At 41.0% G+C, this 14,608-nt stretch carries 13 protein-coding genes; 9 read left to right on the forward strand and 4 right to left on the reverse strand.

Annotated features, from left to right (window positions below):
* Window positions 1-4: 4 nt before the first annotated feature.
* Window positions 5-1,060: a hypothetical protein gene (locus AAFM34_RS02965; RefSeq protein ID WP_341659836.1), complete on the reverse strand. Its 1,056-nt coding sequence runs from the start codon at window positions 1,058-1,060 to the stop codon at window positions 5-7.
* A gap of 23 nt (window positions 1,061-1,083) precedes the next feature.
* Window positions 1,084-2,694 carry a methyl-accepting chemotaxis protein gene (locus AAFM34_RS02970; RefSeq protein WP_341659838.1) on the reverse strand — a complete coding sequence of 537 codons (1,611 nt, stop codon included), beginning with the start codon at window positions 2,692-2,694 and terminating at the stop codon, window positions 1,084-1,086.
* Between the two features lie 337 nt (window positions 2,695-3,031).
* Between AAFM34_RS02970 and AAFM34_RS02975 the strand changes: the two genes are divergently transcribed.
* The 6 genes from AAFM34_RS02975 (at window position 3,032) to AAFM34_RS03000 (ending at window position 9,895) form a co-directional block, all read left to right on the forward strand.
* Entirely contained in the window at window positions 3,032-3,397 is a 366-nt protein-coding gene (locus AAFM34_RS02975) for a hypothetical protein (protein WP_341659840.1), read from the forward strand.
* Between the two features lie 72 nt (window positions 3,398-3,469).
* Entirely contained in the window at window positions 3,470-4,159 is a 690-nt protein-coding gene (locus tag AAFM34_RS02980) for a hypothetical protein (RefSeq protein ID WP_341659842.1), read from the forward strand.
* Between the two features lie 320 nt (window positions 4,160-4,479).
* Entirely contained in the window at window positions 4,480-5,202 is a 723-nt protein-coding gene (locus AAFM34_RS02985) for a DUF4956 domain-containing protein (RefSeq protein WP_341659844.1), read from the forward strand.
* Between the two features lie 2 nt (window positions 5,203-5,204).
* On the forward strand, window positions 5,205-7,826 hold the full coding sequence (locus AAFM34_RS02990; protein ID WP_341659846.1) for a hypothetical protein: 2,622 nt from the start codon (window positions 5,205-5,207) through the stop codon (window positions 7,824-7,826).
* On the forward strand, window positions 7,823-8,494 hold the full coding sequence (locus AAFM34_RS02995; protein ID WP_341659848.1) for a polyphosphate polymerase domain-containing protein: 672 nt from the start codon (window positions 7,823-7,825) through the stop codon (window positions 8,492-8,494). Before AAFM34_RS02990 ends, AAFM34_RS02995 begins: the two co-directional genes overlap by 4 nt.
* Before the next feature lie 84 nt (window positions 8,495-8,578).
* Complete coding sequence (locus tag AAFM34_RS03000) at window positions 8,579-9,895, forward strand: anti-phage deoxyguanosine triphosphatase (RefSeq protein ID WP_341659851.1); 1,317 nt, start codon at window positions 8,579-8,581, stop codon at window positions 9,893-9,895.
* Here AAFM34_RS03000 and AAFM34_RS03005 read toward each other — a convergent pair.
* Together AAFM34_RS03005 and AAFM34_RS03010 are read right to left on the reverse strand one after the other, a co-directional pair.
* Entirely contained in the window at window positions 9,884-10,900 is a 1,017-nt protein-coding gene (locus AAFM34_RS03005; protein WP_341659853.1) for an adenosine deaminase, read from the reverse strand. The genes AAFM34_RS03000 and AAFM34_RS03005 overlap by 12 nt on opposite strands.
* 320 nt (window positions 10,901-11,220) lie before the next feature.
* Window positions 11,221-11,826 carry a DTW domain-containing protein gene (locus tag AAFM34_RS03010; RefSeq protein WP_341659855.1) on the reverse strand — a complete coding sequence of 202 codons (606 nt, stop codon included), beginning with the start codon at window positions 11,824-11,826 and terminating at the stop codon, window positions 11,221-11,223.
* 3 nt (window positions 11,827-11,829) lie between these two features.
* On the opposite strand from AAFM34_RS03010, the gene rrtA reads away from it, so the two are divergent.
* The 3 genes from rrtA to AAFM34_RS03025 all read left to right on the forward strand — a co-directional run.
* Entirely contained in the window at window positions 11,830-12,393 is a 564-nt protein-coding gene (gene rrtA / locus AAFM34_RS03015) for a rhombosortase (RefSeq protein ID WP_341659857.1), read from the forward strand.
* A gap of 103 nt (window positions 12,394-12,496) precedes the next feature.
* Window positions 12,497-13,846 carry a DEAD/DEAH box helicase gene (locus tag AAFM34_RS03020; protein WP_341659859.1) on the forward strand — a complete coding sequence of 450 codons (1,350 nt, stop codon included), beginning with the start codon at window positions 12,497-12,499 and terminating at the stop codon, window positions 13,844-13,846.
* Between the two features lie 412 nt (window positions 13,847-14,258).
* Window positions 14,259-14,608, forward strand: a 350-nt coding sequence (locus tag AAFM34_RS03025; RefSeq protein ID WP_341659861.1) for a hypothetical protein, incomplete at its 3' end; no start/stop codon positions are given.

Below are 14,608 nucleotides of genomic sequence, written 5' to 3' on the forward strand. Positions count from 1 at the left end.
TCGGTTAAGGGTCTTTGGTATTAAAGCTAAAACCAAATAGTACGAATCGTTCAATCTCACTGGAGTAATTATTTTTTGCTAGACCTGTATGTAATTTAAGCTTGACGCTTTTCGACAGATTTTTAACAAAGCCAAGGTGATGAGACTGATACTGAACTTCATTAAGAGATTTTGAAAGCGCTGCTCCCGTGTTAGGCTGTTGACTTAAAATACCAGTGTAATCATTCTTTGCTTCACTTTTACCGTACGTATAATACAGGGTCCAAGTTTTAGAGGGCCTAAAGGCGGCGTGCATTCTTAACCGATACCCATCAAAAACCGTATACACATCCTCTTTGTAATCATTTACCGTGTATTTCAATGAAAATATAAACGGCTTAATTGGCACATTGAGTACCGCGTTATAATAGTATGATGATTTGTCTTTAAGTTCGACAGTATTAGGAAGGCCAACTAAACTGCCCTGGATATTAGTCAGAGTTGTACTTGTAAGATCTACTCTAGTTTCAGCAAAGCTCAAAATAGTCGAAAAGTACTTCCATTTGCTACGAAACTCGGCACCATAGGGAATACGCATATCAAGAGTATTGGCCCCAAAGTCATTATTGTTTGAACGTCCAGAAAAAAAACGAAGATGATGCTTGTCCCAGTCATAGCGCCACTGAAAGCCATCATAGGAAGTAACGCTCAGAGGGGTAACCTCTCTCTGTAAAGATAGCCATGGGTAACGCATCGCGTTATAGATATTTTCATTAAAAATATGCAAACGCCCTAATGCGAACCAACCTAAAGGTTCAACAGTTTTGGCGGCATAGACCTCTGAAACTTCAATTTCATCTTCGTACAATGTAGAGAGGAAGGTGGTGTGAAAGACAATACTATTCTCCTGCCAAGATTCATCGAGTGTAAACTTAACGTATGAATCACCTATGCTTTCTCCTTTGATGTAGTTTTCATCGACAGGTGCATAAAATATATTGCCACTAAATGTCGCCTCAAGCCCATAGCTAGGTAAGGCTGTGAGAAAGAGATATCCAGCAAGCGGATAGCGTGGAAGCATTGATCGCAAACTCGATTTTATCATTATTTGGAAAATTGGCTTATCGCTTGTGATAAGTCAGAAGATAAGTCCGCCAACTCAACAGATAGGTCTCCAACCTTACCAACGGTATCCAAAGTTGTACCTCTCGCCCCTCGAGAATTCACTGTATTCGATTTCACTTTTTCAGTGGCGCGGTTTTGCTCTTCTGTCGCTGATTTAATTGAAGCACTTTGAGCCTGAATATCCTTCACTTGTTGAGAAATCAATTGTAAAGATTCTCCGGCTTTAGAAACCATTTCAGCGTTCGATAACGCTCTATCCATGGAAGTTTCAAGCACAGAATTGGCACTCTGCACTGATTCAATTAAGTTACTTAATAATGAATTAATTTGTTCTGTTGATTTCACAGTTCGTGACGCAAGCTCCCTAACCTCTTCAGCAACCACGGCAAACCCTCGCCCTTGCTCACCAGCACGAGCCGCTTCTATAGCAGCATTTAAAGCAAGTAGGTTGGTCTGATCGGCAATATCATTAATAACACTTAATATACTGGTGACGTTTTCAGTGTCTGATGCCAAATTTTGTATGACTGAGAAGGTATTTTGTAAATCTTCTTGTAATTGCTCTGACTGAGTAACAGATTGGTTCATTTTCTCTTCACAAGAGTTCAGCTCTTGTTCTGCTTCGATAATAAGGTCAGAAGTTTCAGTGGTCGACGTCGCCACATGCTCGACACTTAGTGCCAAAGCCGACATTTCATCGACCAGCTCTGTCGACAGGTTACTCAAATCTTCCATCGCCTTACTTGAGCTCGAGGTGCTGACTTTAAGTTTGTCAGAGATATTGAGCATAGGGTTACAAACAGCTACAACTGCCGCGACTGACTTTTCAAGGTTTGCTATAAAGGCATTAAAATTGCGCGCAAGCTGGCCTGTTCCATCATTACTTTTCGGTTTCAGACGGTAAGTCAGATCTCGCCCTTGACTTAACTTGGCTAAGTTGTCTGAAATATTCAAAATAGAAAAAGATACATTTCTTGCTATTAGCTGCGCGATAACAATAACGAGTAACACAGAGATAGAAGATATTGCGAGAATGATTTTTAATTGATTCTCGAGTGCTTGGTTACTTTCTATTGCAAGCTGATTTAATTTTTCACGTTCCTGGTCTACCGCGACATCAATCTCAGCAACGAGTTTTTCGTAGATGGTACTTTTTTGGTTTGCTGCCTGACTGAGTGCTTCAAATCCCCCTTCGAAGTCTCCACCGAGCATTGCTTGAGACACCATCTCTGACAAGCGAACATATTCATTAAGATCGTCCAATACTTGCTGGTCAACAGTATCAGAGCTTGTCACTAATAAATTGAGCTTTTGAGCCAAAGCATCTGCACTTTCTCGAGCGTCATTTAAAATATCTTCATCACCAAAGGTAACACTTTGCGTGAAAAGGTCTTCAACTCCTTTGATGGCAAAGCTGGAAAGCTCAGCGGCAATAGTATTGGAAAATTGTTGTCCCGTTAGTTTGTCAAGAAAGACGGTATTAGAAGAGATAGAGCTAATGTTGAGATAACCAATAGATAAGAATGCGCATAACGCAATAGCCGTGATCGAATGAATCTTCATTCGGATAGAAAGAAACATTGACTTCATAGTGACTCCAAACACCAGCGAAGAGGCTTAACACAGAGACATCAGCTAAGCCTCTCAACATTTAAAATTCACCAACTACTTCGACGTTTTTATCTACTTAAAACTCACCGATAACTTTGACACTATCCGTTACGCTGCCTTTATCGATATAGCCTATTAAGTCGGGATTATTGGAAATTAGCTGGATCACATCACTGTCGCTATCGACTTCCTTAGGAGGTGTTCCTTTTCCCGTAAAGATAAGCTTAGACCAATATGCTTTATACTGTGAGCTAGTCTAGAAAATGAGAAAAGCCTACTCAGAATCACTGTTCCTCTCACTACAATAGATATTTATTTGTATTCTGTTAATGGGAAATTTTTTGATAGCTTAGAAGAACTAGAAGGTGAAACTATCGTTGCCTCTCATGGTAGTCGCTTTGTCCAAACGCTAAAAAATTACAAGCGCCTCTACCTAGTTCACGACGTCGAGCAAGCAGCATTGATGCTCGCAAAGGGACGCGTCACTGTCTGGATAGCATCAGAATTCAAATATTTTGAGATAGCCAAACAATTCCCCAAAATTAAGGTGGCCAGCCCTCCTGTATTTCAAAACAAGCTATACCACTACATCCATACTTCAAAAGCACACTTACTAGACAAAATTGAAGCCTCAGCCAAAGCTTATATAAAGGCTAAACCTCCACATAAAAAGTTAGACTAGATAACATCCTTTTCCAGATAGATTCATTAACTAAACTATAGTTTTAAGGTGAGTACAATCTATGAGGTCACTATGAATCGTTGGTTGGTGTGTGTACTTTTATCTACTTGGTTTCATCCCCCCATCGCAACTGCCGAAGATAGCAAGCCAATAAAAGTGGCCATCGGAAACATTTATCGTGCCCAAGATGCAACATCTGAATACGGTATACAAGCGGAGAACGACCTTCAGGCTATCTATTCAGGTGCAGGCCTTGAAGCCACTTTCACTTACTTACCTAATGAAAGGGCCATTCAGTCGGTCATAGAAGGCAAGTATGATGCGCTTGATATGCGTGTTTCAAGGTTGGAAAAAAATCAAGAACTCATTAAGGTCAATGTGCCATTGGCCAGTATTGATGTTTACCTTTTTTCAATTGAAGACAAATTTTACAACAGTCTAGATGAAGTCAAAGATGAGACCATAGTTTCGTTTCATGGCACTCGCTATACCAAGATACTAAAAGATTATAAACACCTTTATCTAGTACACAAAGCCGAACAGGCAGCATTGATGCTAGCCAAAGGAAGAGCGAAACTTTGGTTGGCCCCTAAAGTTACCTACTTGTTTTTGAAAGACAAATTTCCTCAAATAAAAGTGGTTAGCCCCGAGGTTGCTCATATTGACTTGTACCACTTTATTCATGTGTCTAATACTCACTTACTGGATAGACTCGAAGACTCCGCTAAAGAGTACATCAATTCAAAGGCTAAGGAGCAATAATTATTTTAAACGCTTCAACCAGTTTACATTCCTGTTCATTATTCAATGTTATCTATTATTTTCTTTGTCATTTTCATTGTATTTCAGTCTGTTATGTAGTCCATGTAACCATAATCAGGACAAGTTATATTTGGTGTTTTACAACCAGCTTACTCTCTGCCTATGGTTATTGGTAACGCAAGCCTCTGATTTATAGAGAACAGCTTGTTAAAAATTCAACTCAGTATCGTTTCATAAAAGCTCAGGTATCCGATGATCACTCGTCATAAGATGCCATTAGAAACGCAACCTTATTCTGGCACTTTGCAAAGGGGGGTACTATGGATTCCGTCGATCCACTCTTGCTAGGATTTCTTCCCAAAGATGTACGAAATATGTTCTTCCCTTATGCCAGCGTGCAATTGGGGTCTCTATTAATCAACCTGATTTTAGGCTTTGGCCTAGCCTCTCTGATCGGTTATCACTTTAGGCGATATGCATCCGCATTTTGTAATAGGCAGGATTTCTCTCGGCTCTTCCCTTTGCTCATGTTAACAGTGATACTGATTATCACAGTGGTAAAAGCTTCACTAGCACTCGCCCTTGGCCTTGTAGGCGCACTTTCTATAGTCCGATTTAGAACACCAATAAAAGAGCCAGAAGAACTGGTTTACCTTTTCCTTAATATTGGTGTCGCAGTTGCACTGGGAGCGGGACAAACATTGGCTGCGGTTATTGCTTGTATCATTACTTTGCTGCTCGTCACTATAGTCAAACGGCACCAATCTCAGATATCTGAAGAGCAAGGACTATTCCTGTCATTACAATACAATGCTTCAGAAGCTCAAAACGTCCCAATAACCCAGTTGAAAGAGCTATTGTCGAGCAAAGGAAATGGATTGGATCTTAGAAGGTTTGATACGCAAGAAGATATGTTCAGCGCCACCTTCTTCATTACTGCCTATCAATCTCAGCACCTCGATGACATGCTTTCCGAACTTAGACAGAAATTCCCTGGTATACAGATTTCTATGCTTGAGCAGCATAATATATCCGGAGTATAGCGATGAAACTGACACATGGTCGTGATGCATTGAAGCCAAAAGAATGGTTAGCCATTTCTCTGGGGTTAGTCTTGGTCTTTGCTCTGATAACCCCCTCTTTAGACAGTATTAAAATATTCCTCTTACAACGAGGTTATACTGCGTTATCTGAGGAGCCTAAAGAGAAGTTAGTACAGTTTGCAACTGATATGGCAAAAGCCCCTATTAATTTTGTTACGGCAAATCATCACCTTCCCACTGTACGTGTTGATATCACCTACCCTAATTGGTCACTTCTAGTTAAAGATAGAGAAACCGCCTTTAACCAAGGATTCATCCCTGCCAAGCGTTCGGAAGTTAAAGCAAGGATCTATTCTGACAATAAGGTTCTCGATGCAAAAGTGCGCTTACAAGGTGATTTACTCGACCATGTTAATGGTGTAAATCGTTGGTCTCTAAAGTTTAAAGTGGATAATAAGCAAGCTCTTTTTTCCTCTCGACGATTTGCTTTAATTAGCCCACATGTGCGAATTAGCCACGGCCCGACGCTTTTTGCAGAAACTATGAAACTGGCTGGCTTTGATATTATTTCACCACGCTACACTCCGGTGAATGTGATCGTCAATGGAGAAGAATGGGGGGTGATGTACCATGAACAAGGTTTTGGGCAAGATCTCCTCGCAATCAACAAGCGCACCGAAGGATTGATTGTTCGTCTTGATCTAGCAGAGCAAAAAGATAGCGATGGAAAAATCCATCGTATCTTTAAACCTAGAGTTTTACAGCGAAACACTATTGTTAACAGCACAGCACTTGGTTATCAACGCCAAATAGCGCTATCGCTGATTGGTGATTTTATCAATGGTAGACTTGATGCGAGTGATGTTTTTGATTCCAAAAGACTTGGACAATATCTCGCGGTCATTGATACATGGGGAGCATGGCATGGATTAGCGTGGAACAATTGGCGCTGGTATTACAATCCTCATACAGCAAAGCTTGAACCTATCCAAAGCGATGTTAATGTGTCACCAGCTAAACATTCTCTGATGATGAAACCACCTAGCCATCATTTCTTGCTCAGTAGGCAAATGCTCGAAGATAAAGAGGTCAGGCAGCATTATGACTCTGCCATCAATATCTTAGGCAAGCTACTGGCTGGAAACACTCTCCAGAAGCATCTCACAAAAGTACAGACGCCAATTTTAAAAGCGCTGCACAGTGGACTTCCTCTCACCACACCATTCAATCCAGATAACTTACAAGCTCAAATGGTGTGCTTACAATCTGATTACAAAGACAAGTCATGTATTAATATCTCCAATGTCAGCAGCGACCTTCACCAACAAATGGATTCCATGGCATCTTTACCTCTGTGGGATTTAAACACACACTATGTTACTAAGCCCAGCAATAGCCTTATTATTCGAAACCCAGAAAGACAACCACTTCGTATTTTGGGCCTCACCGGATGGACAGACTTTGATGAACGTTCAAACCTTGAAGAAGCTAATTATTCTTTCCCTTTAGAGCTCGCATCGGGCGAAAGCTTTTCTGTTACGCTACCAAAGCATATTAAAACTGTTGAACTGCGTGCCTCTACGACTGGTCAGTCAATGGGTAACTACCAATTTAGGCGCAATATTGAACCCATGAGTTTCCTCCCTAGGCCTGTAGATACGAGTAAAGTCAATCAATATGCTTTTATTCAACAAGAGAAAGAGGCTTGGCGCATACCTGCGGGTAACTGGGTGATTAATGACTATCTCGTCACGCCTGAAAACTGGACTCTGTACCTTGAAAAAGGTGCCAGTATTCAGTTTGGTAAAAACGCTGGAATTATGGTGTTCGGACAACTGGAAGTCGAAGGCACCAAAGCCAGGCCTGTTAAATTATCCAGACAGGGACAAATACCAAATTGGTCGGGCTTAAGTCTGTTTAATGCGAACCAGGAAACACGCTCGACAATACGTAATTTGCATATTTCCTACGCTGGCAGACCAAATCTTGGCTTGTGGCAACCCAGAGGCGCAACCTATCTTGTCGGCGGAAAACTATCTGTTAACGGACTTTACATCTCCGACAACGTTTCTGAAGATGCACTCAATATCGTCAACAGCGACGTAGATATTTCTCATCTTTCCATCAAAGAAGCGCTATCTGATGCATTTGACTGTGACTACTGCACGGGAAAAATTTACGACAGTGAGTTTGCAAACATAGGCAAACGCTCTGGCGGCGATGGCTTGGACGTAAGTGGATCGGATCTCGATGTTTCAGGCATCAACTTCTCCGATATTCGTGATAAAGCGGTTTCTGTCGGTGAAGAAAGCCTGATGCGACTAAAAGACATTGAGTTTGCTCGAGTTAACTTTGGTCTTGTAGCCAAAGACGCATCGGCAGTAGAGGCAGAATCAATCACGGCAAAAGATGTAAGCCATTACGCGCTCATGAGCTACACCAAAAAACCACTATTTGGCTCAGCAACACTGAAAGCATTGGAATTTCAATGCTCAGGGTGTGAGAAAAAAATCATCTCCGAGCTGGGTAGCGAGCTTAATGTCAATGGCGTAGTCATTGCTAGCCAAGCGCTTGATGTTGGAAAACTCTACAATACAGTAATGAAGTCGGATAAACCTTTATGAGTAAACGATTTGAAATCAAGGTCCCAATTCCACTCAACCGCTTACAAGTAGTTGAGAACTGGCTTATGCTTCATGCCTATCAGTTCCAAACCCATCACCCAGACAGGTATGTCAACAGCTTGTATTTAGATAGCCCAAACTTAAGCCGTTATGAAGAAAACCTAAGCGGTATTACCCAACGTAGGAAAACTCGAATCCGTTGGTATGGAGAACTCGCACGTCCAGAAAATAGTAAGTTGGAGTTTAAATACCGACGCGGCGGAAAAGGCTCTAAGGACATCTACCCGGTGGATATTGATTGGTCCAAGCACAAGTCATGGCGCAACATCCTCAATCATTGTCGCCAACAATTACCTATCAATGCTCAAGTATATTGGGAGTGTGAGAGTATTCCTGTATTGATTTCGCGTTACAAACGACGTTACTTGATTTCAGCCGATGGCAACATTCGCGCCACATTCGATGACAATATGCAGTGCTTTGATCAAAGGTATTCTGACCAAGTCAACGTGCATTCAGGTAAAACTTTAGGTGATTATGTACTGCTAGAAATCAAAACCAATGCTGAACATGAAAGTGACTTATCAAAGCTGATAGCGACTTGTCCACTGCGTCCATCTAGGCACTCAAAGTACGTCAATGGAATTCGTCAACTCATGTGGTATTAGATTGTCATAGGTTGAAAACCGTTTGATCTTTGTAGTTTCTCAAGTTTTTGTGTACGGTATCATAAAACCCTTGTGGAAATATTTATGACATTTCAAATCAGCAACTTATGGCATGAACGACATGATGATGAGCATAAGATTCGTCGCGATGATCACCGTACCCCTTACCAACGTGACCGAGCGAGAATACTCCACTCAGCCGCATTTCGGCGCCTACAATCCAAAACACAGGTACATGGTAACAGCTTCGACGATTTTCACCGTACACGGCTCACTCATTCTTTAGAAGCTGCACAACTTGGTAGCGGTATTGTTGCTCAAATTAAGAAAAAGCAGCCCGAGTATCGCGAACTTTTACCTAGTGACAGCCTGATTGATTCATTATGCCTTGCACATGATATCGATACCCCTCCTTATGGCCATGGAGGTGAAATTGCTCTGAACTATATGATGCGAGACCATGGTGGATTTGAAGGAAACGCCCAAACATTTCGTATCGTCACCAAACTCGAACCCTACACTGAACATTTTGGAATGAATTTAGCTCGCCGGACACTACTGGGATTAATTAAATACCCGGCTTTACTGAGTGAAACCTGTTCTAGCAAAACTCCAGAGAGTGTGACACATCAAAGGCAACTTAAAGCTAAGCAATGGTCTCCAGCAAAAGGTTTGTACGATTGTGATCAACCTCTATTTGACTGGGTATTATCACCATTAAATCAATCAGACAAACAACTGTTTGGTCAAACGCTTTCTGAGCCAAGAGAAAAGCATCAACACAAAAAAACCAGCTTTAAATCTATAGATTGCTCTATCATGGAATTGGCAGACGATATTGCCTACGGAGTACATGATCTTGAAGATGCAATTGTGCTAGGAAAAGTGACCCAAACTCAATGGATTGATGGGGCTCAAGACGCCCTGTTTAACTGCGGGGAACCTTGGTTTAGAACACATATAGAGTCGATTACCAATATGCTATTTTCTGGCATTCACCATCAGAGAAAAGACGCGATTGGCGGTATAGTGAATGCCTTATTGACCAGTATTACAATTAAGCCTGTTGATGCTATTTTTGCCAGTGATTTACTCGCGTTTAATGCTTACCTAAAACCAGAAATGGCCACTGCATTACAAATACTTAAACGATTTGTACATGACTATGTCATTCAAGTCCCACAGGTACAGATAGCCGAATATAAAGGACAGCAAATTATTATGGATGTCTTTGAGGCACTCAGTGCTGATCCTGAAAGGCTACTTCCGATTTCGGTTCGTAAAGACTGGCAATCAGCCAAGAGCAATAGTGAAGGCTACCGTGTGATCACCGATCACATATCTTCAATGACTGACGGCCACGCACAAAGACTTCACCAGCAGCTATTTTCATCCTATTGAGCGGCTTGAAAACTCTTCTAAGACACACTGCATACGATGCTTTTCACTTTCACTAACAAAGCTTGCTTCTATGGCATTTTGCGTTAGCAGAGTCAGTTCACTCTCTGTCAGTGAATGACTCTGTGCAACAGCAAGAAAATTATCCGTCATGTAACCGCCAAAATAAGCAGGATCATCTGAATTAATCGTAACGCAAAGATTTTGCCTTAATAAATCAACCACATTGTGTCGCTTCATCTCATCAAATACTTTAAGTTTTATATTTGATAATGGGCACACAGTTAGAGGCATCCGAGACTCGGCCAACATGCGAACCAAGTGACTGTCGTCAGAACAGCGAACACCGTGATCAATACGTGAAACTTTTAGTAAATCAATACTATTGTAAATATTGTCTACCGAACCCTCCTCTCCTGCATGTGCGACAGTCAAAAAGCCTTCTTCAATCGCTTTAACAAATACTTGAGTAAACTTCTCGGGCGGATGACCAAGTTCTGAGGAATCTAATCCCACTGCGATGATTTTATCTTTATGTTTTATTGCCTGATCTAAAGTCAAAAAAGCACTCTGCTCATCCAAATGGCGTAAAAAGCACATAATAACCCGGCTACTAATACCCATTTCTTGTTTGCCATCTTCAAGAGCACGATGAATTCCGTTAATCACAGTATCAAAGGAAATACCTCGTTCAGTATGAGTTTGTGGATCGAAAAAAATCTCAGTATGAATAACGTTATCTTGTTGGCAGTGAAGTAAATACTCCCAAGTCAGATCATAGAAGTCTTGCTCATCAATTAATACATTTGCACCTTGATAATAAATATCCAAAAACGACTGAAGGTTAGTAAATTGATAGGCGGTCCTAACTTCTTCTGGTGTATTAAATGGCAGTGGAATTTTGTTTCGTTTGGCCAACTTAAACATCATCTCAGGTTCTAGAGAACCTTCGATATGCATATGCAATTCAACCTTAGGTAATTGACGAATAAATGTAGCTTGATCCATTAGCTTATCTCCATCATTAGTAGGCACTAAGAAGGATCACTTTCCCTGAGTCTAAGAGATATTCATACACGTACCGATTGCTACTCTGCTTTTCACCTTAGGATTGGTGTTCTCAGTCAAATGATCATCGTGCAATACGCACACATTATTGAGAGTATTATTACAAGCGTAGCACAATGCAACATGATGAGTATCGGTTGCCATCTAAAGTCAATAGCCCATGATTCGTTTTTTCCGTGTGTGCTCCTGATAATTAGAGGAGCTAAGATCATATATCTATATTTAGGTAGAGGGAAAGAAGTGCTATATCGGATTAACTATCATGAATAGTTCTGTTTAAATATACCTGCTGGCATATTACTAATTTGAAAGTCAATCATATGATTAAAAGCATCAAGTAATGGCGAGAAGTCACGCTCGGGTTCAAGTAAGGACAATACGTGAAAACCTGCCTCTACCGTCGATAAACTGTTGTTACTAGGGGCTTTACGAATCCGATAGTTACCCTTTAAATCCTTGGGTAAATGAAGCATTGGCAGATTTTTTAAGTTACTCGATAACTGCCAGATTTTATAAGCCTTTTTCCAAGTTCCATCGAGAAGAATAATACGAACTTTGTTGTTTTTATTCATAACTTCTTCGGCTTTAGATATGTCTGAGGACGAGTCACTTGGATAAAGAACGAAATGTTGTACGCCACTTTCACAGAGTAACTGATTAAACTCCACATGCTGAGTAAAGTTTTCACCTTGGAACAAATAGCATCCTGCTAATGAAAGCGTTAGGATCTTTGCAGTCCCCATAGGCTTCTTAGCTTCTGTAGGATGCTGTAGAATGATCAGTTCCACATTGGCTGACAGGCTATGTATCCACTCACAGATACAAGCTTTGGTTGACTTACCACATTTTAAACAATATCGAGACATAGAGTGCGCTTATTTCTTCTACTAGTTGTAATTAGCTTAATTTGCTTGTGTGTGCAATTTGAACCTTTAGCTAACCTAACATATTGGCAAAATGAACTTATCGAACAAGGCCAGTGGTGGCGGATCCTAACAGGAAACTTTACCCATACCAACTGGATTCATTTCACCATGAATATCCTAGGGCTTTGGGTCATCTCCTACTTGTTTAGGCCCAGCCCTAAATCACTTCTTTGCATCTTATTACTTGTAAGCTTATCGGTTGGTGTACTTAATCTTACAACTTCTATGAATTCTTATGTCGGCTTGTCAGGAACGCTGCATGGTATTTTCGCCTACTATGCACTTTGTGAGTCTTTATCTGGTAGAAAAAGTAGCTGGCTATTGGTTGGGGGAGTGCTAGTGAAAACGGGTTGGGAAATGACCATAGGTGCATCTCAAACCACCAGTGAGTTAATTAATGCAGCCGTCGCAGTAGAGTCTCATCTATTTGGCGTATTGACAGGGCTCATACTCGCTCTCATTGCCAACAAGCATCAGTTGCTCACAATATTCAAACCTCCACAATGATAATTTCTGTTGATGTTGACCTACAAAGGACTCACAATAGCGCCCTTTTGCAGCTCATTATGGCTGCGTGAGCATGAGCTCAACTTATTACAGAGACATATTTATGGGTTTTACCTCTTTAGGCCTTTCTGCTCCAATCCTTAAAGCCATAGGTGATCAGGGTTATGACAAACCCTCACCAATTCAAGAGCAAGCAATTCCTGCCGTCTTAGCAGGAAAAGACGTAATGGCTGCTGCGCAGACAGGCACAGGCAAAACCGCTGGCTTTACGCTACCTATTCTTGAAATGCTTGATAATGGGCAAAGAGTCAAGCCTAACCATGTTAGAGCATTGGTATTAACACCAACACGTGAACTGGCTGCCCAAGTGCAAGAAAATATTTATAAGTACAGCCGGTATCAAAAGCTAACTTCTAATGTGGTTTTTGGTGGTGTTAAAATCAATCCACAAATGATGAAGCTTCGAAAAGGTACCGATATTCTTGTCGCAACCCCAGGTCGCTTACTCGATTTATATCAGCAAAACGCCATTAAGTTTTCGCAGTTAGAAGTTCTCGTATTAGACGAAGCAGACCGAATGCTAGACATGGGCTTTATACGCGATATTCGCAAGATACTTGAATTGCTACCACAAAAACGTCAAAACCTTCTTTTTTCTGCTACCTTCTCGGACGAAATTCGAAAACTCGCGAAAGGTCTAGTCAACAATCCTGTAGAAGTCTCTGTTGCTCCTGCAAACTCGACAGCTCAAACGATTGAACAGTCTATATACCCAACAGACAAGCGAAAAAAAGCACCTATGCTGTGCAAATTAATCCAAGAGGGTGATTGGAAACAAGTATTGGTTTTTTGCCGAACAAAACATGGTGCAAATCGCTTATCTTATTACCTCAATGGTCAAGGTATTACTGCTGCGCCTATTCATGGTAATAAAAGTCAAAATGCTCGAACCAAAGCACTGGCCGATTTTAAGTCTGGTGAAGTACGTGTATTGGTCGCAACCGATATCGCCGCACGTGGCATTGATATCCCCCAGCTACCACAAGTCGTTAACTTTGAACTCCCTCATGTTGCCGAAGATTACGTACATAGGATTGGCCGTACTGGCCGCGCCGGAGAAGTTGGTAAAGCAATATCTCTAGTAGAGGCAGCAGAAGCCAGCGAATTATTCGCTATAGAAAGGCTTATCCAACAAATTTTGCCTCGTCTTGAGCTAGAAGGTTATGAAGCTGTCAACGAACTGCCTAAATCTAAGCTAGATACTCGACCAATAAAGCCCAAAAAACCTAAAAAGCCCAAAAAACCTAAAAGCGACCATGTAGATGGCCAACGGTCTGGCGATAACGCTCGAGGTCACAAGCCGGCTGGTAAAAACAAGCGTCATTTTTCACCTAGTAATAAGCCACAAAGTAGGAACATGAAAGGCGGTGCTAAGGAACAAGGTAAAAAATAATGTTTCGGGTTGCACGCACACTGCTTTTCTTTATCAAAGTCAAAGAGTAAGCACTGCTATTATTCTTTGAAGCAGTGTCTCTACTGCTTCTCTAGCACTCTCCTATCATGGCAAGGTTCGATGTCCTATTCAGCAGCATGTCTTGTCATATTTATTAAGAAATAACATGAAAATCTATGATTTTTAACCTGTTGCTAACACAACCTATTTTATAGAGAAAAAAGAACAACACTATAATCATTGAAATAGTTATCATTAAATTAAACCTTTAGAATTAAGTTAACAATAAGACCTATTAAAAGCATCATTTTCTGTTAGGTTATTTCAAATAAATTCCCATGCACTTAGTAATAAGTATCTTTATAGTCCATTGATGAAATTTACAGTTACTATCTTCTTAAGGGATAAAAGCATGCCTAACTTTAACCACATATCCGGGACCAGCTCCGCCAGTAGCTCCGAAATTAATCGCACTACAGCTACTGATTACAAATACGAAGTTAAAAGTGTCCAGCGTACCAGCGTAAAAGATTTAGCGGGCTTTTTTGGTGGACTAGCACAAGAACATCAAAAGAAACAGACTACGCACAAAATAAAAATTGGCAACAGCAACTCAAAGCAGCCATCTTCCGAGTCGAAGCAATTAAAGCCTCTATATTCAGCTAAGAAAGATGTTGCAGATAGTGTTTCATCGACCGTCCAAGAAATGGAGTCAAACAACACAAAACAAACTCCACAACCGATGGCAAAAATGTTACCACC

Source organism: Vibrio sp. (assembly GCF_038138445.1).
GTDB lineage: Bacteria > Pseudomonadota > Gammaproteobacteria > Enterobacterales > Vibrionaceae > Vibrio.

Coding starts and splice junctions, on each gene's coding strand:
- AAFM34_RS02965 (WP_341659836.1), bottom strand. CDS start 1,060: ATGCTTCCACGCTATCCGCTTGCTGGATATCTCTTTCTCACAGCCTTA.
- AAFM34_RS02970 (WP_341659838.1), bottom strand. CDS start 2,694: ATGAAGTCAATGTTTCTTTCTATCCGAATGAAGATTCATTCGATCACG.
- AAFM34_RS02980 (WP_341659842.1), top strand. CDS start 3,470: ATGAATCGTTGGTTGGTGTGTGTACTTTTATCTACTTGGTTTCATCCC.
- AAFM34_RS02985 (WP_341659844.1), top strand. CDS start 4,480: ATGGATTCCGTCGATCCACTCTTGCTAGGATTTCTTCCCAAAGATGTA.
- AAFM34_RS02990 (WP_341659846.1), top strand. CDS start 5,205: ATGAAACTGACACATGGTCGTGATGCATTGAAGCCAAAAGAATGGTTA.
- AAFM34_RS02995 (WP_341659848.1), top strand. CDS start 7,823: ATGAGTAAACGATTTGAAATCAAGGTCCCAATTCCACTCAACCGCTTA.
- AAFM34_RS03000 (WP_341659851.1), top strand. CDS start 8,579: ATGACATTTCAAATCAGCAACTTATGGCATGAACGACATGATGATGAG.
- AAFM34_RS03005 (WP_341659853.1), bottom strand. CDS start 10,900: ATGGATCAAGCTACATTTATTCGTCAATTACCTAAGGTTGAATTGCAT.
- AAFM34_RS03010 (WP_341659855.1), bottom strand. CDS start 11,826: ATGTCTCGATATTGTTTAAAATGTGGTAAGTCAACCAAAGCTTGTATC.
- AAFM34_RS03020 (WP_341659859.1), top strand. CDS start 12,497: ATGGGTTTTACCTCTTTAGGCCTTTCTGCTCCAATCCTTAAAGCCATA.